Here is an 18,768-nt window from a genome sequence, read left to right on the forward strand (position 1 = left end):
TTGCAAAACCGGAAACGGCAATGGACGAGCATGATCCGCAACTGGCGGCAGCAGCCCTCCTGGTGCATCTGGCATCGGTGGACGGGCAGATGAAGCCCGAAGAGCAGCAGGCCATCAAGACTGCGCTGATGAGCCACTACCAACTCGATGAAGCGGCTGTGGATAAACTGGTGCGGCAAGGCGCCATGCGCGATGCCGAGGCGGTGGATTTCTACCGCTTTACCTCGGCCCTGACCGCGCTGGAGCTCGAGGATCGCATCGCCATCATCCGCATGATGTGGGAAGTGGTGTTTGCCGATGGCAAGAATCACGAACTTGAGGACAACATGGTCTGGCGCATTGCCGAGTTGATCGGCGTACCTTCGCGCGAACGCACCGTGCTGCGCAACCAGATCGGCAAATCTCGATCCTCTTGAGCTACCAGGCCTTGAAGGTGCCGATGGTTTTGGCTTCATCAAGCGCACAATCGAACTCGCCAGCCTGGTCGGCGGCGGCACGCGCCAACTCGTTGGCATCGGGATTAGCCAAGGCGTCCACATAGGCGATGTGACAGGAATTGCCTTCGGCAATCTGGCTAACCACCAGGATCTCGTTGCTGTCTTCGCCCGTTTCGGCATCGGCAGTGTGGTAGCGCACGATGGTCGCGATAGGCAGCCAGCGGCCGGAGGCGTTGGACAGCCGCCATTCCAGCTTGGGGCCGAGGCGGTTGAAGGGCGGCAGGGTTTGGGCGCCGTTCTCGTTGTTGTCGCCAAAGCCATAGGCCAGGGAAAAGCGCAGGTCCCCTTCCATGACCTTGAGCGGAAAGCCTTTATAGCCGGGGCAGGCCCAGCTGGCGCCGAAATCGTCGGCGTCAAGCACGAGGCACTCGTTCAGATCCAGATCGGTATAGGCGCTGTTGAAACCCGATTGGGCCAGGGCGGGGGTCGCCAAGGCACTGGCCCCCAATGCCGCACCGAGGCAAAATAGCCCTGCCATTCTGATCGAGATCAAATTCGCCACCTTTGTGTTTCTGCTACAAAACCGTTGCAAGCCATTCCATCACAGGGAGAAACGCCGATGTTCAACAACATCCTCATCGCCACCGACGGCTCCGAACTGGGCGACAAGGCCCTCGCTGCGGCGCTCAACCTAGGCAAGGGCAGTGGCGGAAAGGTGACCGTTTTGACCGTAACCGACCCGGTGACGACCATGGTTGGGGGCACGGGTGGATTTGGCCAGATTGATGCGGGGCCGCTGATCACCCAGCTCGAGGATGGCTATCGCGAACGTGCCGGCAAGGTGCTGGCGGCGGCGCAGGAGCAGGCGCAAGCCTTTGGAATAGCTGCCGAAACGCTGCACCTGCCCGACCATCTAGCGGCTGACGGCATCATCGAAACGGCCGAGCAGCAGGGAAGTGATCTGATCGTGATGGGCTCGCATGGGCGGCGGGGACTAGGGCGATTATTGCTGGGCAGCCAGGCGGCCGAGGTGCTGGCGCGCGCCAAAGTGCCGGTTTTGGTGGTGAAATAAGCCACTACAGGCAAGAGGCTTGCTTTTGCTGGCGGTTCTGGGCAACAAGGCCGCCACCTTTTCGCCACCCAGATGAACCAAGGCTGAACGCCCAATGAACATCGACGCCATTCCAATCGGCAAGAACCCGCCCGAAGACCTCAATGTGATCATCGAAGTGCCTTTGGGCGGCGAGCCGATCAAGTACGAAATCGACAAGGCCTCGGGCGCGTTGTTCGTGGACCGGTTCCTCTACACCCCGATGCGCTATCCCGGCAATTACGGCTTTGTGCCCCATACGCTGTGTGGCGATGGCGACCCGCTCGATGTGATCGTGATGAATTCGCGCCCGCTGGTGCCCGGCGCCGTGGTGCGCTCGCGCCCGGTTGGCGTGTTGTTCATGGAAGACGATGGCGGGCAGGATGAAAAGATCATCGCGGTGCCCGTGTCCAAGCTGACGCGCATGTATGACAACATCCTCGATATCGAGGATTTCCCGGAAATCCAGCTTGAGCGGGTGAAGCACTTCTTCACGCACTACAAGGATCTCGAGCCCGGCAAATGGGCCAAGATCGACCGGATCGGCAATCTGGCCGATGCGCGCAAGGTGATTCTCGATTCCATCGAGATGGCCAAGGGCGCCCAATAGGCCCTGCCCCATCTTGGCCGCAACGCGGGTGCAGCCTTCGAGCAATGCACCTGCGAGGGCCCCGATGAATCGTCGAACTGCAACGCTGCTTACCCTGGGCCTTTGCGCCACCCCGGCGCTGGCCCAGACAGCATCATCCTCCTCGCCCGACATCGCTGCGGCTTTAGCTGATCGGCTCGATCGCGCCGGGCAAGGCAAGGGTATTGCGACGGCCCGGCTGCACAATGGCGAGGTCCAATTTGCCGGCCATGGCGTTGTTGCCGAGGGCGGCGCGCCGGTAAGCGAAACGACGATCTTCGAGATCGGCTCGATCAGCAAGCTCTTCACCAATCTGCTGCTGGCGCAACTTGTGCTCGATGGCGCGGTGAGCCTTCATGCACCCGTTGCCAACTACCTGCCGGCCGGCACGGCGGTACCCAGCCTTGCCGGCCGCGAGATTACCCTGTTTGATCTTGCGACGCACAGTGCGGGCCTGCCCGCCATTCCCCCCGATCTGGGCGTGGCAGATCCCGCCGATCCATATCGCGGCTACAGCGCCGAACAGCTGCTGGCGTTTCTGACGGGCTACACGCTGCTCCGGGAACCGGGCAGCCAATTTGAATATTCCAATACTGGGGCGGCGCTCCTCGGACTGGCGCTCGAGCATACCGGGGGGAAACCCTACGCCGATCTTGTGCACGAGCGCATTCTTGAGCCCTTGGGCATGACCGAGACTGGCCTTGTGCCCGTCGATCCCGGGCGGTTTGCCACCGGGCATGACCGGGCCGGCAATGCGGTACCCCATTGGGGCTTTGACGTGTTTGCCCCGGCGGGTGGTTATTGCTCCACCGCCGCCGATCTCACTCGCTTCGTCCAAGCCGCCAGCGGCGCTGTGGTGACCGATCTCGCTCCAGCCTTCGCGCTGATGCTCGCTGAGCAGCGACCGGCTGGTTCGCCCAATATGCGGATTGGGCTGGGCTGGATGGTGCTTAATGGCCCAACCGGCCCACTGATCTGGCACAATGGCATCACGGGGGGCTTCAACAGCTTCATCGGCTATGCGCCCGAAAGCAAAGCGGGCGCGGTGGTGCTGGCCAATGCGGTGACGCAAACCGGGATCGAGGATTTGGGCTTTCACCTGCTCGAGCCCAGCCTGCCGCTGGCGCCACAACCAGAGGGGCGAGTGCCGGTCAGCATCGATCCAGGGCTACTGCCGCGCTATGCCGGCACTTATCGGCTAGGGCCCGAATTTGACCTGGTGGTCACGAGCGAAGGGGGGCGGCTGTTCGTGCAGGCGAGCGGGCAAGAGCGGCTGGAAGTGCTGCCGCAAAGCGAAACCGAGTTCTTTTACACCGTGGTCGACGCCCAGATCAGCTTCGAGCTCGATGCCGAGGAGCAGGTCACCGGTCTCGTGCTGCACCAGAATGGGCAGGATATTCCCGGCAAGCGGCAATGAGCGGCCGGGTCGTCATCCTCAATGGCGCGCCGCGCTCGGGTAAATCAAGCATCGCCCGGGCCATGCAGGACAGCCTGCCCGGGCAGTGGATCAATCTAGGGGTGGATGGCCAGAACGCCACCCTGCCCGAAGTGCTGCGGCCCGGAATTGGGTTGCGGCCGGGCGGTGAGCGGCCCGATCTCGAGCCGGTGGTGGTCCGGCTTTATCACGCGCTTTACGCCACGATCGCCGCCCATGCCCGCGATGGCTTTGATGTGGTTGCGGATGTCGGGCACCACGACGGCTATTCGGCACCCCTCGGGATCCTGCCGCGTTCGGCGCGGCAGCTAGCGGGGCTCGATGCACTGCTTATAGGCGTGCGCTGCCCGATCGAGACGATCATGGCGCGCCGCAATGCCGATCCGCAAAACGGGTTCTATGCCGCGGGACCAGGTGTTCCCGCACCGGTGCTGCGCTGGCAGGAGGCGGTGCACCAGCCCGGCATCTATGATGGGGAAGTGGACACGGGCAGCATGAGCCCACAGGACTGCGTGGCCGTGATCGCGGAGGCGCTGACCCGGCCCAAAACGGCCCTGCCCCAGCTCGCCCGGCTCTAGCGCCCGAGCCCCATGCGGGCCAGCAAATTGTCGCGGCGGATGAACTGGTGGTAAAGCGCGGCGGCGATGTGCCCAAGCGCCAGGATCAGCAGCAGCCGTGCCACAATGGCATGCACGGTAAAGGGTGGTGCCAGGGCAAAATCGGGCAAGGCACCGCCGCCGCCAAACAGCACCAGATTACCGCCGGTTGTGATCAGGGTGCCCATGCCGCTCGCGACCATGACAAGGATCACCAGGTAAAGCCCATAGTGCACGCTGCGCGCCGCCAGGTGCTCGAGCCGCGAGGGGCTGGCGCCGTCCTCGGGCCGGCGATCGAAGAACACCCACCAGACAATGCGGAACACGGTCAGCACGGCGATGCAAACCCCGACAATGGCATGAAAGCGCAGCAAGGCCGCTTCGGTCGCCGGATCACTGGCATTGCTGGCAGACAGGCCGGTACCCAGCATGACGGCGATGGCCGCCGCGGTGATCCAGTGGATGAGGATGGCGATAGTGCCATAACGACGCGGCGTACTCTTGAGCGACATGGGAGTGATCCTTGTGCCAGCTGGAGGGACCGCCTATACATAGCATACTATGAACAAAGATAGCAAGCTATGTAAATGGCACTGAGCCGTGAAACTTCGGCGGGGTACCTCGCCAACTGGGCCGCGCGACTGTTTGCGCGCGAACTGGACCGCCAGTTGCAGCCCACAGGCATTGCGCCCGCCTATATGCCGGTGATGTTCGCCCTGGGCGACGGGGGAACGCTGACGCAAAAGGAACTGGCGCGCCGCGCGGCCGTGGAGCAACCGACAATGGCCGCAACGCTCAACCGCATGGAGCGCGACGGCTTCATCAGCCGCCGGCCCGACCCGGGGGACCGGCGCAGCGCGCTCGTCGTGCTGACCCCTTCCGGGCTGGCCCTGCTGCCCGAGGTGGAGCGGGTGGTGCACACGATCAATGCTCTGGCCCTGGCGAGCCTTTCCAGCGCCGAACAGGCGGCGTTCTTTGCCGCAATCGGCAAGATCATCGCGGCACTGGAACACCAAGATCCAGCCCTTGCCCCATCGACCGCCTAATCGGCGCGCCGGCTATAGGTGAGGATGGCATTGCCCTTGCTGGTGCGCTCCATATTCTTGAGCTCGAGGCGGGTGGTCGGATCATCGGGGCCGAACAGGTGCCGCCCCTTGCCGGCAATCACCGGGTGCATGATCAGCACCAGCTCGTCCATGAGGCCCGCGAGCAGCAATTGGCGCACCAGCGACAACCCGCCCATGGCGGCGATATCGCCGCCGGGCTGGTTCTTGAGCCGGCGTACGAAATCGAGGAGGTCCCCCTCGATCAGCTCGGCATTGCTCCAAGCAAGCGGCGGGGTCAGGGTTTCGGAGGCGACATATTTGGGCACGCCATTGATGAACTCGGCAAAATCGAGGTCCTGGCTGGCATTGGGCCAATAGCCGGCCCATTGCTCAAAGCCGACGCGGCCCATCAACACCGCGTCGATGCTGCTGATGGTCTGGTCCATCAGGGTGCCCAGTTCGTCGTCAAAGCTATCGAATTGAAACTGGTCGGGCGCTTCGGCGACGCCATCCACGGAGTAAAACAGGCCGGCTATGAGTTTTCGCATGATGTTGTCCTGATCTGGATGACACTTGCTCTTGCGACGCACAGAACGGCCCGAGTTCGACAATTCTGCGGCGATTTTGTTGGGGGTCCCTCCGTTTAGCTCGAAAGGATCAGTCGGTGTTTTCCGGGGGCAAGGGGGCTTCGGGTTCCCTGCTGATGGCAAGAAGGCCCGGGAAACACCCGGGCCTTCTTGAGTTTCGGTCGAGGCGGATGCCTTGCTAGCCCCAGTGCGCTAGGACGGCGAGCAGTAGCAGGGCGACGATATTGGTGATCTTGATCATCGGATTGACGGCGGGGCCAGCCGTGTCCTTGTAGGGATCGCCGACAGTGTCGCCGGTGACGGAGGCCTTGTGGGCGTCGCTGCCCTTGTGGTGCACGACGCCGTGGGAGTCAGTGAAGCCGTCCTCAAAACTCTTTTTGGCATTATCCCAGGCGCCGCCGCCGGCGGTCATGGAGATGGCGACAAAGAGCCCGGTGACGATCACGCCCATCAGCATGGCCCCGAGGGCGGAAAAGCCGGCGGCGGGACCAGCGATCCAGTTGATCAGGAAGAACACCACAATGGGCGACAGCACCGGGAGCAGCGACGGCACGATCATTTCGCGGATGGCGGCTTTGGTCAGCATATCCACGGCGCGGGCATAATCAGGCTTGGAAGTGCCGGCCATGATGCCGGGATCGGCCTTGAACTGGCGGCGCACTTCCACCACGACCGATTGGGCGGCGCGCCCCACCGCCGTCATCGACATGCCACCAAAGAGGAACGGCAGCAGGCCACCAAAGAGCAGGCCCACCACCACATAGGGGTCCGCGAGCGAGAAGGTGAGCGTGCCCATGCCCTGGAAGATCGCGGGGGCATCGGGCAGGGCCGAGAAGTAGATCAGGTCCTGGGTATAGGCGGCAAAGAGTACCAAGGCGCCAAGCCCGGCCGAGCCGATGGCATAGCCTTTGGTGACGGCCTTGGTGGTATTGCCCACGGCATCGAGTGCGTCGGTGTTGTGCCTGACTTCGGCCGGCAAGCCCGCCATTTCGGCGATGCCGCCGGCATTGTCGGTGACCGGGCCAAAGGCATCGAGCGCGACGACAATGCCGGCCAGCGCCAGCATGGTAGCCACGGCGACGGCAATGCCGAAGAGGCCTGCCAGCGAGTAGGTGATGATGATGCCGGCAATGATCACCAGCGCAGGCAGCGCGGTGGATTCGAGCGACACCGCAAGGCCCTGGATCACATTGGTGCCGTGGCCGGTGACGGAGGCTTCGGCGATGGAATTGACCGGGCGCCGACCGGTGCCGGTGTAATATTCGGTGATGACGATGATGAGCCCGGTGATGGCCAGGCCCGTCACCCCGCACCAGAACAGCGACCAGGGGGTAAAGACCTTGTCGCTGGCTTCGATCAGAAGGTTCATGTCGCCAAAGATCATCCAGAGCACGGGCACGAGCACGATCAGGGACAGCACGCCGGTGGCGATGATGCCCTTGTAAAGCGCGCCCATGATGTTGTTGCTGGCCCCGAGCTTGACCGCAAACGTGCCGGCGATCGAGGTCAAAACGCAGGCGCCGCCAATGGCGAGCGGCAGCACCATGCCGGCAAGCTTGAGCGCTTCGGGCAGGATGATGGCGGCGAGCACCATGGTGGCGACGATGGTGACCACATAGGTTTCAAACAGATCGGCGGCCATGCCGGCGCAATCGCCGACATTGTCGCCCACATTGTCGGCGATGGTGGCTGGGTTGCGCGGATCATCCTCGGGGATGCCGGCCTCGACCTTGCCCACCATGTCGCCGCCCACATCGGCGCCCTTGGTGAAGATGCCGCCGCCCAGGCGCGCAAAGATCGAGATCAGGGAAGCGCCAAAGCTCAGCGCCACCAAGGCATCGATCACGGTGCGGCTGGTGGGCGCATAGCCGATGCCGGTCAGCAGCAGGAAGTAGACGGTAATGCCGAGGAGCCCCAGCCCCGCGACCAGCATGCCGGTGACGGCACCCGATTTGAAGGCCAGATCGAGCCCGCGGGCGAGCGAAGTCGTGGCGGCCTGGGCGACGCGCACATTGGCGCGCACCGAAACATTCATGCCGATAAAGCCGGCGGCGCCGGACAACACGGCGCCCAGCAAAAAGCCGATGGCCGCATAGGTGCCCAGCAACAGCCAGGCGGCGATGAAGATCACCACGCCGACAATGGCGATGGTGGTGTATTGCCGCTTGAGATAGGCCGAGGCGCCTTCACGCACGGCAGCCGAGATTTCCTGCATGCGCGCCGATCCGGGATCGGCGGCCAACAGGGTACGCGTGGTGATCACGCCATAAACAACACTCAGACCGCCACAAACGACGATCAGCCACAAAGCTAAAGTCATGCACAAGTCCCCTCAATGCCTTGAGGGATCCGCTCCCGGTGCGCCGATCCTCCAATCGGCGGAGCCGGCTCCTCCACGAACCCCCTCCACGGCGATGATGCGGGGGAATGGGCGGCAAGGCAATCGCTAATGCGATGTTTTGTCGCGGCCTTGCTACAGGGCGGCAGCGAGGCTCGCAGCAAGTGCGGGACCGTTGCCAGTGATGCGCAGGGTCTTGAGGCGCGCGGTGGTGCCTGAGGTGATGCGAATGGCCGACCGAGATACGCCCAGCACTCCGGCAAGCAGGCCGATCACCGCGTCATTGGCCTTGTTCTTGTCGGGGATGGCAGCAACGCGCAGCTTGAGGGCCGCGCGCCCATCACCCAGCACCATGATTTCGTCGAGGGCGGTGCGCCCGGCATTGGGCAGCACGCGCACCAGTAGGGTCAGCCCGGCGGCATCGATCCGCCAGGGGAGCGTTGGCTCAAACGACGTTGGGATAGCCGTAGCGCAGGATCACCTGCTGGATAAAGAAGATGATCAGGAACAGCACGATCGGGCTGATATCGAGGCCCGAGAAATTGGGCAGCATGTTGCGGATCGGGCGCAGCACCGGCTCGGTCAGCTGGTTGACCATGCGCCAGACCGCCGCGACGAACTCGTTGCGGGTGTTGATGACGTTGAAGGAAATCAGCCAGCTCATGATGATCATGATCAGCACGACCCACCAGTAGAGCTGGAGGACAACCATGATGACATCGAGGACGGCGGCCATGAGCGGATGATCCTTCGCGAAATAACTAGGCGCTATCTAGGGCTTCGGCGCCGCTCCGGCAAGAGTGCCCATGCAAGGCTGGCAGCGACGATCCCCGGAACAGGGTTGCGCCCGAGACGTTGAGTGGCTCCAACAACAAACAGGAACCAAGCAATGGGTTTTTTCAGCGACATCAAGGACAAGATCTTCGGCAAGCACGAGGCGCAGCCCACAATCGTCGCGCAGGCCCCCGCGCAGGCATCCCCAAGCGCTGCCCCGGCCGCACCAGCTCCAAGCCGCCAGCCGGCCGGCGCTGCCGCGTCGCCGGCCGCAGCTTCCTCGCCGGTGCCAACAGCACCAGCCGCCCAGGGCAATGCTGCAGCGGCCCCGGCGGCGACTGGCGCCAGCAGCGGGGCGCAGGTCGACGTGGCTGCGATCCTTGATGCCGCGGTGGCCAAGAGCGGCCAAACGCTGGACTGGCGCAAATCCATTGTCGATTTGATGAAAGCTCTAGGTATCGACAGCAGCCTTGCCGCGCGCAAGGAATTGGCCCAGGAGCTCAACTACACCGGCAGCACCGAGGACAGCGCGGCCATGAATATCTGGCTGCACAAGGCGGTGATCCAGAAGCTCGCCGACAATGGCGGCAAGGTGCCCGCTGAACTGCTTTAAACAGCCAAACGGCGTCCGGCTTCTGGCCGGGCGCCTGTTCTAGCCGATATCCTTGATCGGCTTCCAGGTGGCGAAGCGATAGAGATAGATGACGACGGCAAGGATCACGACGCCGGTTGAGACCGGATCGACCCAGGCTTCCACCGCCTCATAGCCTTCGTGGAGCAGATAGCCCGAGGCGGTCAGGAGCCCGGTCCAAAGCACGGTGCCGATCGCCGAAACGGTGATGAAGCGGCCAAAGGGCATGGCAGCAAGACCGGCCGGCACGGAAATGAGGGTGCGGATGGCGGGGATCAAGCGCCCAACCAGGATCGCCCAGATGCCATGGCGGTCGAACCAGTGCACGGCCTTGTCGATATCGTCTTCGCTGACCGTGGCGATGCGCCCAAGGCGATTGCAAAGCAGGGTGAAGCGATGCAGGCCCAAAAGGCGGGCTGCGAAATACCAGACCGACGTGCCCGCGAGCGACCCCAGCACGCCGGCGAGCAGCACGCCCCAGCCATTAAGCTCGCCACTGGCGGCCACATAACCCGCAAAGGGCATGATCAGCTCGGAGGGAATGGGCGGAAAGACGTTCTCGGCCACCATCAGGAGAAAGATCCCCAGATAGCTCCATTGGGTAATGGTGCCGATGATCCACTCGCTCATGATTCACTCCGTCTCCGATGGGGCGCACCATTACCGCAAAACGCCAAAAAAGGGTAAGGGCCCCGTTGTTTCCAACGGAGCCCCTAGTGTTTTTAACCGGCCTTGGAGCGCAGCGCGCGCTTGCGATCATTGGGATCGAGCCAGATCTTGCGCAGGCGGATCGACTTGGGGGTCACCTCGACATATTCGTCTTCGGCGATATAGCCGAGCGACTGCTCCAGGGTAAGCTTCTTGGGCGTGGTCAGGCGAACCGCCTCATCCTTGGAGGTGGTGCGGATATTGGTCAGCTGCTTGCCCTTGAGTGCGTTCACTTCAAGGTCGTTGTCGCGGCTGTGCTCACCGATGATCATGCCTTCATAGATGTCGACGCCAGCATCGATCATGATCGGGCCGCGATCTTCGAGGTTCCACAGCGCAAAGGCGACGGACTGGCCGGTGCCATTGGAGATCAGCACGCCGGTGCGACGGCCGGGCAGTTCGCCCTTGAACGGGGCAAAGGAGTGGAACAGCCGGTTGAAGATGGCCGTGCCGCGGGTATCGCTCAGCAATTCAGGCTGGTAGCCGATCAGCGAGCGGGTTGGCACCAGGAGACGAATACGCGTACGGCCAACGCCCGAAGCGCGCATTTCGACCAGCTCGCCCTTCCGCTCGGTCATCTTCTGGACGACCGTGCCGGTGTGCTCGTCATCGACGTCGATGATGACTTCCTCGATCGGCTCCAGCTTGACGCCGTTTTCTTCCTTCATCAGCACTTTAGGGCGGCCGATGGTCAGCTCGAAGCCCTCGCGGCGCATGTTTTCGATCAAAACGGCCAGCTGCAATTCGCCGCGGCCAGCCACGTCGAAGCTGTCATTGTCATCGCCCGGCGTCACCTTGATGGCGACATTGCCTTCGGCTTCGCGCATCAGGCGTTCGCGGATCACGCGGGACTGCACCTTGTCGCCTTCGCGGCCGGCCAGTGGGCCGTCATTGATGCGGAAGGTGACCGACAGGGTCGGCGGATCGATCGGCTTGGAGGCGATCGGCTCCATATTGGTCGGCGAGGAAATGGTGTCGGCAACGGTCGAGGTTTCGAGACCGGCAATGGCGACGATGTCGCCAGCTTCGCCCACATCCACGGGGGTGCGCTCGAGGCCACGGAAGGCCAGCACCTTGGAAACGCGACCCTTTTCGACGATCTTGCCTTCGCGGCTGAGCGTATGGATGGGATCGCCGGCCTTGACCGAGCCCGAAAAGATGCGGCCGGTCAGGATGCGGCCGAGAAAGGCATTGCGCTCGATGGTGGTGACCAGCATGCGGAACGGACCGGTTTCGACCTTGGGCTCGGGCACATGCTCGATGACCTTGTCGAGCAGCGGCGCGAGGCTTTCCTTGGGACCGGCGGGATCGGCACTCATCCAGCCCTGCTTGGCAGCGCCATAAAGGATCGGGAAGTCGAGCTGTTCGGGCGTTGCGTCGAGGGCGATGAAGAGATCAAAGATTTCTTCGAGCACTTCGAGGTGCCGCTCGTCCGACTTGTCGATCTTGTTGATGGCCACGATGGGACGCAGGCCCTGGGCCAGCGCCTTGCCAAGCACGAACTTGGTCTGGGGCATCGGGCCTTCGGCGGCATCGACGAGGATCACGACACCATCGACCATGGAGAGGATACGCTCGACTTCGCCGCCGAAATCGGCGTGGCCGGGGGTGTCCACGATATTGATGCGGGTGTCTTTCCAGAGCAGCGAGGTCACCTTGGCGAGAATGGTGATGCCACGTTCGCGCTCGATGTCATTGCTGTCCATGGCGCGCTCTTCGACGCGTTCGTTTTCGCGGAACGAGCCGGACTGCTTGAGCAGCACGTCGATCAGGGTGGTCTTGCCATGGTCAACGTGAGCGATGATGGCGATATTGCGCAAGGACATTAGGGGCGGAGCCTTTGAATGCATGATTCACGCCCACAAACCGCCACGCGGCGACAACGAGTTGAACCATGAAGGAAAACAACAACGCCACCCGCTAACAGGCAGGACCGGCGCTTTTGTCGCGGCTATTACAGGTTTTAGCGCCATCGGACAATCCCTGTGACTGCAGGGCGGCAATGCACCGCGTCACACAAGGGCCAAAAGGCATCCACCAAGCGCGGTCGCGCCGACCAAAATCCAGGGCGGCACGCGACCGACCGCGAGTAGTAAATAGATGGTTACGGCGAGGGCATAATCCAAGGGGGTGCGCAGGGCCAATGTGGCCACGGGATCAAACAAGGCGGCAGCCAGCAGCGCCACCACCGCCACATTGGCGCCCCCAATCAGGTGGGCGACGGCGGGAACAGCGGCTAGGCGGCGCCACAACGGCAAGGCTGCCCCCATCAGCAGCAAGCCGGGCGCGAAGATGGCGAGCGTTGCGCCGAGCGCACCCAGCAGCGTGTAGCCGGACGGGGCGGCGGCAGCGCCAAGGAAGGTGGCAAAGGCAAACAGCGGCCCCGGCACCGCCTGGGCGGCGGCATAGCCGGCCAGAAAGGTTGGCGGCGACACCCAGCCGGGCGCCACCACGCTGTCTTCCAGCAAGGGCAGCACCACATGCCCGCCCCCGAACACCAGGGCGCCGGTGCGATAAAAGGCATCAAGGAACTGCACGGCAAAGCCGCCCACCCCCGCAGCGGCGAGCAGCGGCAGACCAAGGAGCAGCAGGGCGAAGGCGGCAAGGAGCGCGATGCCCATACGCATCGACAAGGCTCCGGCAGGCACGGAAGCGCTGGTACCGCTGGTGTTGCCCCAGCCCAGCAGAAGGCCACAAAGCGCGCCAAGGCTCATCACCAAAAGCTGCCCGGCAATACCGGGCACCAGCGCCAGCAACACCAGCGCCAGGGCAGCCACGCCAAGGCGGGAGGGCGTGGTGAGGAGCGCCCCGCGCATGCCCCAGACGGCTTGGGCCACAACAGCCACCGCCACCAATTCAAGGCCATGGAGCGCCCCAGACAGGGCTGGTCCCTGAAGGGCAAGAAGGCCGGCAAAGAAGGCCAGCATCAGGAGGGCCGATGGCAGGGTGAAGCCAACAAAAGCTGCCAGCCCGCCGAGCCAGCCGGCGCGCACCACGCCCAGGGCAAAACCGACCTGGCTGGAGGCCGGCCCCGGCAGGAGCTGCCCCAAGGCTACGAGCTGGGCATAGCCATGCTCATCCACCCAGCCGCGGCGGGCGACAAGTTCGTCGCGGAAATAGCCGAGATGGGCGATGGGGCCGCCAAAGGAGGTCAGTCCCAGGGCTAAAAAGGCGGCGAAAACCTCGCCCGGCGTGCCGGCAGGCGGGGCGGTGGGGGCGTCGGCTCGGCTCATCCGTGCACCCTTAGCCTCAAGTTATGACAGCGCGATAACGCCACCGCTCACCAGCGGCGCTCAGGAGGCCGCGCGCAGCAATCGGGTGTGCTCGACTTGCCGAATAAGCATCAGCTCGAGCACGGCCGGGGCCAGGGGCGGGGAAAACAGGAACCCCTGCACTTCCGAGCAACCCAGGGCGCGCACCAGTTCGAGCTGTTCGGGGGTTTCCACCCCTTCGGCCGTGGTGGTCATCCCGAGGCTCTGCCCCAGCCCGATCACCGCGCGGATGATAGCCAGATTGTCGCTGCGGGTGGTCAGATCGCGCATGAAGGAGCGGTCGATCTTGATCTTGTCGAAGGGGAAGGAGCGCAGATAGGAAAGCGAGGAATAGCCGATGCCGAAATCGTCCATGGAGATGCGCACACCCATGGCGCGCAGCTGATGCAGCGCCCGCAGGGTGGATTCGTTGTCGGCGAGCAGCAGCGATTCGGTGATTTCGAGCTCGAGGCGGCTCGCGGGCAGGCCCGCATCGGCAAGGGCCGAGCGGATTACGCTCACCAACTCCTTGTTGCGGAACTGGACGGTTGACAGGTTCACTGCAACGCGCACCCCGTCGGGCCAGGTGGTGGCCGTGCGGCAGGCCTCGCGCAGCACCCATTCGCCCAGGGGCACGATGAGGCCGGTTTCCTCGGCAATGGGGATGAACTCGGCGGGAGAAATCGAGCGCTCCGCGCAATCCCAGCGCAACAGGGCCTCGACGCAGCCGATCTTGTTTTGCTCCAGATCGAGCAAAGGCTGGAAGACGAGGCGCAGCTCGTCACGCGCCAGGGCGGCCCGTAGGCCCGCCTCGATGCTGCGGCGCTGCTGCAACTCCTCGTCCATACCCGTTTCAAAGAAGTGGAAGGTGGAGCGGCCATCCGCCTTGGCCTTGTAGAGCGCCATATCGGCATGCTTGACCAGGGTATCGGTGTTCACCCCATCCTGGGGCGCCATGGCGATCCCAACCGAGGCGCTGATATCGATCTGGTGCTCTCCAATGGTGAAGGGCGCCGCCATTGCCTTGACGATGCGGTTGGCCACCTTGGCGGCATCGGCCTCGCTCGACACCGAGCGCAGCAGCAAGGCAAATTCGTCGCCACCCAGACGGGCCAGCAGGTCGTTGTCGCGCGTCGTGCGCCACAAGCGCATCCCGGCTTCCCGGATCAGCTCGTCGCCCACCGCATGGCCCAGCGTGTCGTTGACACCCTTGAAGTGGTCGAGATCGATATACAGCACCGCCGCCTGTTCGCCGCGCCCGATCGCGGCTTCCGCATTGGCCATTTCCTCGAGGAACTGCACCCGGTTGGGCAGATCGGTCAGGGCGTCATGGCGGGCGAGATAGCGGATGCGCGCCTCGATCTGGCGCTGCTCGGTGATGTCTTCGTGGCTCGACACCCAACCGCCATCCTTCATCGGATGGTGCTGCATCATGATGACGCGGCCGTTGAATTCATGCACGTTCTTGCCGTATTCGCCGCGCGCGATGATGTCGCGGCGCCAGGCGATATATTGCTGCCGGGACGTGCCCGAACTCATGCCGCTATCGAACAGGTGGCCCAAAATTTCTTCGAGCTGGGTGCCGGGCCGCACCAGCGCCTCGGGCAGATTGTAGATGCGCTGATAGGGCTCGTTGCAGATCACGAGGCGCCCCTGGGCGTCGCACATGCACAGGCCCTGGGAAATATTGTTGACCGCCGCGTCGAGCCGGATGTTCTGGCGCTCGAGCTCGCGTCCGCGCTTTTGCATCACTTCGGTACGCGCGATTTCCTCGGTCACGTCCTCATGGGTGATCACCCAGCCCAGCGCCGGATTGAACACATGGGCGGTTTCGATGATGCGCCCGCCCCGCACTGCTTCCTGGCTTTTATGGCGCGCGCCGTCGCGATTGGCCAGCAATTCGCCGGCATAGGCCGCGTAAAAGGCCTCGGGGGTCTGGTCGGGGTGATTGCCCAGGCTCGACGAGATCCCCACCACCGCCTTGAGCGTCATGCCGACCTGGAGGTGCTCGGGCTCAAAACCATAGATTTCGCAATAATGCTGGTTCCACAGCACCAGGCGAAATTGGGGGCTCCACACGCAAAATCCATAGGGCATGCTTTGGAGCGCCGCATCCAGCAGCAGCGCCCCGGACATCTCGCTCAAACTTCCAGCGTCCAATGCCCGCACGAGCCGACCCCTTCCGCGGTGCTTTGCGCACAACGGACTAACGCTAGAGGTCGGCTCTTAAGGCCCGATTAACGCGGAAGGCTTATGGGCGCTCCGCCTTGCGATTGCGCGCCGCCCAAGTCTTGAGCCGCAAGCCGTTGAGGCGGATGAAGCCCTCGGCATCATGGTGGTCATAAGCGACCGCGCCTTCCTCGAAGGTGACGAGGTCCATGGAGTAAAGCGAGTTGGGCGATGTGCGCGCAATCACATTGGCGCTGCCCTTGTAGAGCTTCACCGTGACTTCGCCCGACACATAGTCCTGGCTCTTGTCGATCATGGCCTGCAGCATCTCGCGCTCGGGGGAGAACCAGAAGCCGTTGTAGATGAGCTCGGCATATTTGGGCATCAGCTCGTCCTTGAGGTGAGCTTCGCCGCGATCGAGGGTGATCGATTCAATGCCGCGATGGGCCACCAGCATGATGGTGCCGCCGGGGGTTTCATAAAGCCCGCGCGACTTCATGCCGACAAAGCGGTTCTCGACGAGGTCAAGTCGGCCAATGCCATGCTTGCCACCGAGCTCATTGAGCTTGGTCAGCAGCGCGGCCGGCGACAGCTTTTCGCCATTGACCGAAACCGGATCGCCCCTTTCGTAGCCGATGGTGATGATCTCGGGCTCGTTGGGGGCCTGTTCGGGATCAACCGTGCGCTGGGGCACATAATCGGGATAAGGCACGCCGGGATCTTCCAGCACCATGCCTTCCGAGGAGGTGTGCAGCAGATTGGCGTCAACCGAGAACGGGGCCTCGCCCCGCTTGTCCTTGGACACCGGGATCTGGTTGCGCTCGGCATAATCAAGCAGCTGGGTGCGGCTGCGCAGGTCCCATTCGCGCCAGGGAGCGATCACCTTGATCGAAGGGTCGAGCGCATTGGCGGTCAATTCGAACCGCACCTGGTCATTGCCCTTGCCTGTGGCGCCATGGGAGATGGCATCGGCGCCGGTTTCCTGGGCGATTTCAACCAGGCGCTTGGCGATCAGCGGGCGGGCAATGGAGGTGCCCAGCAGATACTGACCCTCATACACCGCGTTGGCGCGGAACATGGGAAACACGAAGTCGCGCACGAATTCCTCGCGCAGGTCCTCAATGCGGATATCCTTGATGCCGAACATCTCGGCTTTCCGGCGCGCCGGCTCAAGCTCTTCGCCCTGCCCGAGATCCGCGGTGAAGGTCACCACTTCGCAGTTATAGGTTTCCTGCAGCCATTTGAGGATGATGGAGGTATCCAGGCCGCCCGAATAGGCGAGCACGACCTTCTTGATGTCTTTTGCCATAACTTTGGTTCTTGCGCTTGGGGGTTGGCGCCAGCTGGCGCCACAAATCGGGCGCACCCTATTCAGCCCGGGCCGGGCATGCAATTGTCCGGGCCGAATTTCTTGAGCACCCCTATGCCCGCCTTTGTTCCCGATCTTTCCGTGCTGCTCGCCTTTGCGCTGGCGGCTTTCGTGCTGGCGATCACGCCCGGACCAGACATGGCGCTACAGATGTCGCGCGCCATCAATTACGGGCGTGGGCATGGCTTTGCCACGGCAGCGGGGGCGATGAGCGGCATCCTGGTGCATACGGGCTTGGCCGCTTTTGGCATTTCGGTGCTGATCGTGGCGGCGCCGACGGCATTTCTCGTGCTCAAGATCGCTGGCGCCCTTTACCTATTGTGGCTGGCCTATGGCGCGGTGATGCATGGAGGCGGGCTGCGCCTGGCCGAACGGGCGGCCCGGACGCCAACGCTGCGCGAAAGCTATGCCACCGGGATCGGGATCAATCTGCTCAATCCCAAAGTGGTGCTGTTCTTCGTGACCTTCCTGCCCCAGTTCGTCGACCGGCACGATCCGGCCGCGCCCGGCAAGCTGTTTTTCCTGGGGGGCGAATTCATCCTGGTTTCCATTCCGGTGGCCATTGCCATGGTGCTGGCGGCCGAGCGCATGGCGGGCCTGCTCGCGACCAACAAGCTAGTGCAGCGCGCGCTCAACTGGAGCTTTGCGGCGGTGTTCACCGGTTTTGCCCTGACCATCCTCCTTGCCGAAGGGCGCCGCTAGGAACGGCTGGCCGCGTTTGTTCGTTAGCCCGGCAAAACAAGAGGGCAAGGCATGGACGTTCTGCGCATTATCCTGTCGGTGATCATTCCACCGGTCGGCGTCTTTCTTCAGGTGGGGCTCGGGCTGCAGTTCTGGCTCAATATCCTGCTAACGCTGTTGGGTTATTTCCCCGGCCTGATCCACGCCGTGTGGGTGATCTTGCGCAAATAGAACTAGTCGCGCGGCTTGCGGCTGGCGCGCCGCTCCCGCGTCATGCGAGTGGGGGCGTGGAAGTCGGGCCGCTTGGTTTGCACCCACGCAATGAACTCGGCCAGTTCCCGATCGGCCCGCAGCGCCTCGACGTCGTTGAGCTTGCTCGCCAGCTCGGTTTCGGAAAACCGCGCGTGAATGGCGCTGTGGCAGATCTGGTGCAGCTGCACCGTACCCAAATGGGTACCGCCCTTGAGGCGCGGCGTCAGATGATGGCGGCTGGATTTGGCTTCGGGCGGGATGGGGCGTTCGCACAGGGGGCAGATCAAAGGCGCCCTCGCCGCGGCCAAGCGCTCCGCTGCCGCGATGGCCGCATCGATGCGCCGTTGCGATGGTCTTGGCATCAGCCGATTTCGGCGAAGCGCAGCAGATACCCGTCCGGATCCTGCACACAGAACTGGCGTTGCCGCACCACGCCGCTGCCCGCCTGATAGATCTTGGTTTCAACGGGCAGGAACAACGCGACGCCGGCCGCCGCAAGGTGCTCGAGCACGGGATCAAGGGCGCTGACGCGGATCTGTAAGTTGATGCCGCGCCCGAAGGGAGGCTCGAGCGACCCCGTCTTCCAGTCTCGAGCCAAGCCGAGTTGGTCGAGCATGAGAAGGGCCCCTTCCCGCTCCAGCATGGCAAAGCCTTCGGCGGGCCGCTCGTAGCGAACGGCAAAGCCCAGGAGCTCGCAGTAAAAGCGCAGACTGCGCGAGAGATCGGCGACGGACAACTCGGGGATCAATGCCGGATCGCCGCCCATCGCTGCTCCC

General features: G+C 63.4%; 22 protein-coding genes. 9 read left to right on the forward strand and 13 right to left on the reverse strand.

Annotation, left to right across the window (positions count from 1 at the left end; genetic code table 11):
• Positions 1–20 precede the first annotated feature (20 nt).
• A complete protein-coding gene (locus HRQ64_RS00065) occupies positions 21–416 on the forward strand; it encodes a TerB family tellurite resistance protein (protein WP_172121527.1) in 396 nt (131 codons plus the stop codon).
• A gap of 1 nt (position 417) precedes the next feature.
• On the opposite strand, the gene HRQ64_RS00070 is transcribed toward HRQ64_RS00065, so the two are convergent.
• Complete coding sequence (locus HRQ64_RS00070; protein WP_172121528.1) at positions 418–990, reverse strand: hypothetical protein; 573 nt, start codon at positions 988–990, stop codon at positions 418–420.
• Positions 991–1,056: 66 nt separating this feature from the next.
• On the opposite strand from HRQ64_RS00070, the gene HRQ64_RS00075 reads away from it, so the two are divergent.
• The 4 genes from HRQ64_RS00075 (at position 1,057) to HRQ64_RS00090 (ending at position 4,168) form a co-directional block, all read left to right on the forward strand.
• On the forward strand, positions 1,057–1,509 hold the full coding sequence (locus HRQ64_RS00075) for a universal stress protein (RefSeq protein ID WP_172121529.1): 453 nt from the start codon (positions 1,057–1,059) through the stop codon (positions 1,507–1,509).
• Between the two features lie 94 nt (positions 1,510–1,603).
• Complete coding sequence (gene ppa / locus HRQ64_RS00080) at positions 1,604–2,137, forward strand: inorganic diphosphatase (RefSeq protein WP_127754715.1); 534 nt, start codon at positions 1,604–1,606, stop codon at positions 2,135–2,137.
• Positions 2,138–2,201: 64 nt separating this feature from the next.
• Positions 2,202–3,572 (forward strand): serine hydrolase, encoded by a 1,371-nt coding sequence (locus HRQ64_RS00085; protein ID WP_172121530.1) that lies wholly within the window; start codon positions 2,202–2,204, stop codon positions 3,570–3,572.
• On the forward strand, positions 3,569–4,168 hold the full coding sequence (locus tag HRQ64_RS00090; RefSeq protein ID WP_172121531.1) for a chloramphenicol phosphotransferase: 600 nt from the start codon (positions 3,569–3,571) through the stop codon (positions 4,166–4,168). Before HRQ64_RS00085 ends, HRQ64_RS00090 begins: the two co-directional genes overlap by 4 nt.
• Here HRQ64_RS00090 and HRQ64_RS00095 read toward each other — a convergent pair.
• Positions 4,165–4,698, reverse strand: a complete 534-nt coding sequence (locus HRQ64_RS00095) for a cytochrome b (RefSeq protein WP_172121532.1) — start codon at positions 4,696–4,698, stop codon at positions 4,165–4,167. The genes HRQ64_RS00090 and HRQ64_RS00095 overlap by 4 nt on opposite strands.
• A 75-nt stretch (positions 4,699–4,773) precedes the next feature.
• Here HRQ64_RS00095 and HRQ64_RS00100 point away from each other — a divergent pair, with 75 nt between their 5' ends.
• Complete coding sequence (locus HRQ64_RS00100) at positions 4,774–5,232, forward strand: MarR family transcriptional regulator (protein ID WP_172121533.1); 459 nt, start codon at positions 4,774–4,776, stop codon at positions 5,230–5,232.
• Here HRQ64_RS00100 and HRQ64_RS00105 read toward each other — a convergent pair.
• From HRQ64_RS00105 to HRQ64_RS00120, 4 genes are all read right to left on the reverse strand, one after another.
• A complete protein-coding gene (locus tag HRQ64_RS00105; RefSeq protein WP_172121534.1) occupies positions 5,229–5,780 on the reverse strand; it encodes a dihydrofolate reductase family protein in 552 nt (183 codons plus the stop codon). The two genes, HRQ64_RS00100 and HRQ64_RS00105, sit on opposite strands and share 4 nt — an antisense overlap.
• A 217-nt stretch (positions 5,781–5,997) precedes the next feature.
• On the reverse strand, positions 5,998–8,139 hold the full coding sequence (locus HRQ64_RS00110) for a sodium-translocating pyrophosphatase (RefSeq protein ID WP_172121535.1): 2,142 nt from the start codon (positions 8,137–8,139) through the stop codon (positions 5,998–6,000).
• 153 nt (positions 8,140–8,292) lie between these two features.
• On the reverse strand, positions 8,293–8,619 hold the full coding sequence (locus HRQ64_RS00115) for a DUF167 family protein (RefSeq protein ID WP_349236725.1): 327 nt from the start codon (positions 8,617–8,619) through the stop codon (positions 8,293–8,295).
• The gene (locus tag HRQ64_RS00120) at positions 8,603–8,893 is read right to left on the reverse strand and encodes a YggT family protein (protein ID WP_127754723.1); all 291 of its coding nucleotides are present in this window, start codon (positions 8,891–8,893) and stop codon (positions 8,603–8,605) included. Before HRQ64_RS00120 ends, HRQ64_RS00115 begins: the two co-directional genes overlap by 17 nt.
• A 153-nt stretch (positions 8,894–9,046) precedes the next feature.
• Between HRQ64_RS00120 and HRQ64_RS00125 the strand changes: the two genes are divergently transcribed.
• The gene (locus HRQ64_RS00125) at positions 9,047–9,544 is read left to right on the forward strand and encodes a DUF3597 domain-containing protein (protein WP_172121536.1); all 498 of its coding nucleotides are present in this window, start codon (positions 9,047–9,049) and stop codon (positions 9,542–9,544) included.
• A gap of 39 nt (positions 9,545–9,583) precedes the next feature.
• On the opposite strand, the gene HRQ64_RS00130 is transcribed toward HRQ64_RS00125, so the two are convergent.
• The 5 genes from HRQ64_RS00130 to HRQ64_RS00150 all read right to left on the reverse strand — a co-directional run bounded on the left by HRQ64_RS00130 (position 9,584) and on the right by HRQ64_RS00150 (position 16,999).
• Positions 9,584–10,192, reverse strand: a complete 609-nt coding sequence (locus HRQ64_RS00130; RefSeq protein ID WP_172121537.1) for a DedA family protein — start codon at positions 10,190–10,192, stop codon at positions 9,584–9,586.
• A gap of 92 nt (positions 10,193–10,284) precedes the next feature.
• Positions 10,285–12,096: a translational GTPase TypA gene (gene typA, locus HRQ64_RS00135; protein ID WP_127754726.1), complete on the reverse strand. Its 1,812-nt coding sequence runs from the start codon at positions 12,094–12,096 to the stop codon at positions 10,285–10,287.
• A 186-nt stretch (positions 12,097–12,282) separates the two neighbouring features.
• Positions 12,283–13,503, reverse strand: coding sequence for a chromate efflux transporter (gene chrA / locus HRQ64_RS00140; RefSeq protein WP_172121538.1), 1,221 nt, complete (start codon positions 13,501–13,503; stop codon positions 12,283–12,285).
• Positions 13,504–13,563: 60 nt separating this feature from the next.
• Positions 13,564–15,657, reverse strand: a complete 2,094-nt coding sequence (locus tag HRQ64_RS00145) for an EAL domain-containing protein (RefSeq protein ID WP_248307174.1) — start codon at positions 15,655–15,657, stop codon at positions 13,564–13,566.
• 115 nt (positions 15,658–15,772) lie between these two features.
• Positions 15,773–16,999, reverse strand: coding sequence for an argininosuccinate synthase (locus HRQ64_RS00150; protein WP_172121540.1), 1,227 nt, complete (start codon positions 16,997–16,999; stop codon positions 15,773–15,775).
• A 114-nt stretch (positions 17,000–17,113) separates the two neighbouring features.
• On the opposite strand from HRQ64_RS00150, the gene HRQ64_RS00155 reads away from it, so the two are divergent.
• Together HRQ64_RS00155 and HRQ64_RS00160 are read left to right on the forward strand one after the other, a co-directional pair.
• Positions 17,114–17,761, forward strand: coding sequence for a LysE family translocator (locus tag HRQ64_RS00155; protein ID WP_172121541.1), 648 nt, complete (start codon positions 17,114–17,116; stop codon positions 17,759–17,761).
• Positions 17,762–17,812: 51 nt separating this feature from the next.
• Positions 17,813–17,971, forward strand: a complete 159-nt coding sequence (locus HRQ64_RS00160; protein WP_072343446.1) for a YqaE/Pmp3 family membrane protein — start codon at positions 17,813–17,815, stop codon at positions 17,969–17,971.
• 2 nt (positions 17,972–17,973) lie between these two features.
• Here HRQ64_RS00160 and HRQ64_RS00165 read toward each other — a convergent pair whose 3' ends face one another.
• The gene (locus tag HRQ64_RS00165) at positions 17,974–18,354 is read right to left on the reverse strand and encodes a restriction endonuclease (protein WP_172121542.1); all 381 of its coding nucleotides are present in this window, start codon (positions 18,352–18,354) and stop codon (positions 17,974–17,976) included.
• On the reverse strand, positions 18,354–18,758 hold the full coding sequence (locus tag HRQ64_RS00170) for a VOC family protein (protein WP_172121543.1): 405 nt from the start codon (positions 18,756–18,758) through the stop codon (positions 18,354–18,356). Before HRQ64_RS00170 ends, HRQ64_RS00165 begins: the two co-directional genes overlap by 1 nt.
• Positions 18,759–18,768 lie beyond the last annotated feature (10 nt).

Origin of the sequence: Devosia sp. 919 (genome assembly GCF_013185965.1) — a bacterium.
GTDB lineage: Bacteria > Pseudomonadota > Alphaproteobacteria > Rhizobiales > Devosiaceae > Devosia.

Coding starts and splice junctions, on each gene's coding strand:
- HRQ64_RS00065 (WP_172121527.1), top strand. CDS start 21: ATGGACGAGCATGATCCGCAACTGGCGGCAGCAGCCCTCCTGGTGCAT.
- HRQ64_RS00075 (WP_172121529.1), top strand. CDS start 1,057: ATGTTCAACAACATCCTCATCGCCACCGACGGCTCCGAACTGGGCGAC.
- ppa (WP_127754715.1), top strand. CDS start 1,604: ATGAACATCGACGCCATTCCAATCGGCAAGAACCCGCCCGAAGACCTC.
- HRQ64_RS00085 (WP_172121530.1), top strand. CDS start 2,202: ATGAATCGTCGAACTGCAACGCTGCTTACCCTGGGCCTTTGCGCCACC.
- HRQ64_RS00090 (WP_172121531.1), top strand. CDS start 3,569: ATGAGCGGCCGGGTCGTCATCCTCAATGGCGCGCCGCGCTCGGGTAAA.
- HRQ64_RS00095 (WP_172121532.1), bottom strand. CDS start 4,698: ATGTCGCTCAAGAGTACGCCGCGTCGTTATGGCACTATCGCCATCCTC.
- HRQ64_RS00100 (WP_172121533.1), top strand. CDS start 4,774: ATGGCACTGAGCCGTGAAACTTCGGCGGGGTACCTCGCCAACTGGGCC.
- HRQ64_RS00105 (WP_172121534.1), bottom strand. CDS start 5,780: ATGCGAAAACTCATAGCCGGCCTGTTTTACTCCGTGGATGGCGTCGCC.
- HRQ64_RS00110 (WP_172121535.1), bottom strand. CDS start 8,139: ATGACTTTAGCTTTGTGGCTGATCGTCGTTTGTGGCGGTCTGAGTGTT.
- HRQ64_RS00120 (WP_127754723.1), bottom strand. CDS start 8,893: ATGGCCGCCGTCCTCGATGTCATCATGGTTGTCCTCCAGCTCTACTGG.
- HRQ64_RS00125 (WP_172121536.1), top strand. CDS start 9,047: ATGGGTTTTTTCAGCGACATCAAGGACAAGATCTTCGGCAAGCACGAG.
- HRQ64_RS00130 (WP_172121537.1), bottom strand. CDS start 10,192: ATGAGCGAGTGGATCATCGGCACCATTACCCAATGGAGCTATCTGGGG.
- typA (WP_127754726.1), bottom strand. CDS start 12,096: ATGTCCTTGCGCAATATCGCCATCATCGCTCACGTTGACCATGGCAAG.
- chrA (WP_172121538.1), bottom strand. CDS start 13,503: ATGAGCCGAGCCGACGCCCCCACCGCCCCGCCTGCCGGCACGCCGGGC.
- HRQ64_RS00145 (WP_248307174.1), bottom strand. CDS start 15,657: ATGTCCGGGGCGCTGCTGCTGGATGCGGCGCTCCAAAGCATGCCCTAT.
- HRQ64_RS00150 (WP_172121540.1), bottom strand. CDS start 16,999: ATGGCAAAAGACATCAAGAAGGTCGTGCTCGCCTATTCGGGCGGCCTG.
- HRQ64_RS00155 (WP_172121541.1), top strand. CDS start 17,114: ATGCCCGCCTTTGTTCCCGATCTTTCCGTGCTGCTCGCCTTTGCGCTG.
- HRQ64_RS00160 (WP_072343446.1), top strand. CDS start 17,813: ATGGACGTTCTGCGCATTATCCTGTCGGTGATCATTCCACCGGTCGGC.
- HRQ64_RS00165 (WP_172121542.1), bottom strand. CDS start 18,354: ATGCCAAGACCATCGCAACGGCGCATCGATGCGGCCATCGCGGCAGCG.
- HRQ64_RS00170 (WP_172121543.1), bottom strand. CDS start 18,758: ATGGGCGGCGATCCGGCATTGATCCCCGAGTTGTCCGTCGCCGATCTC.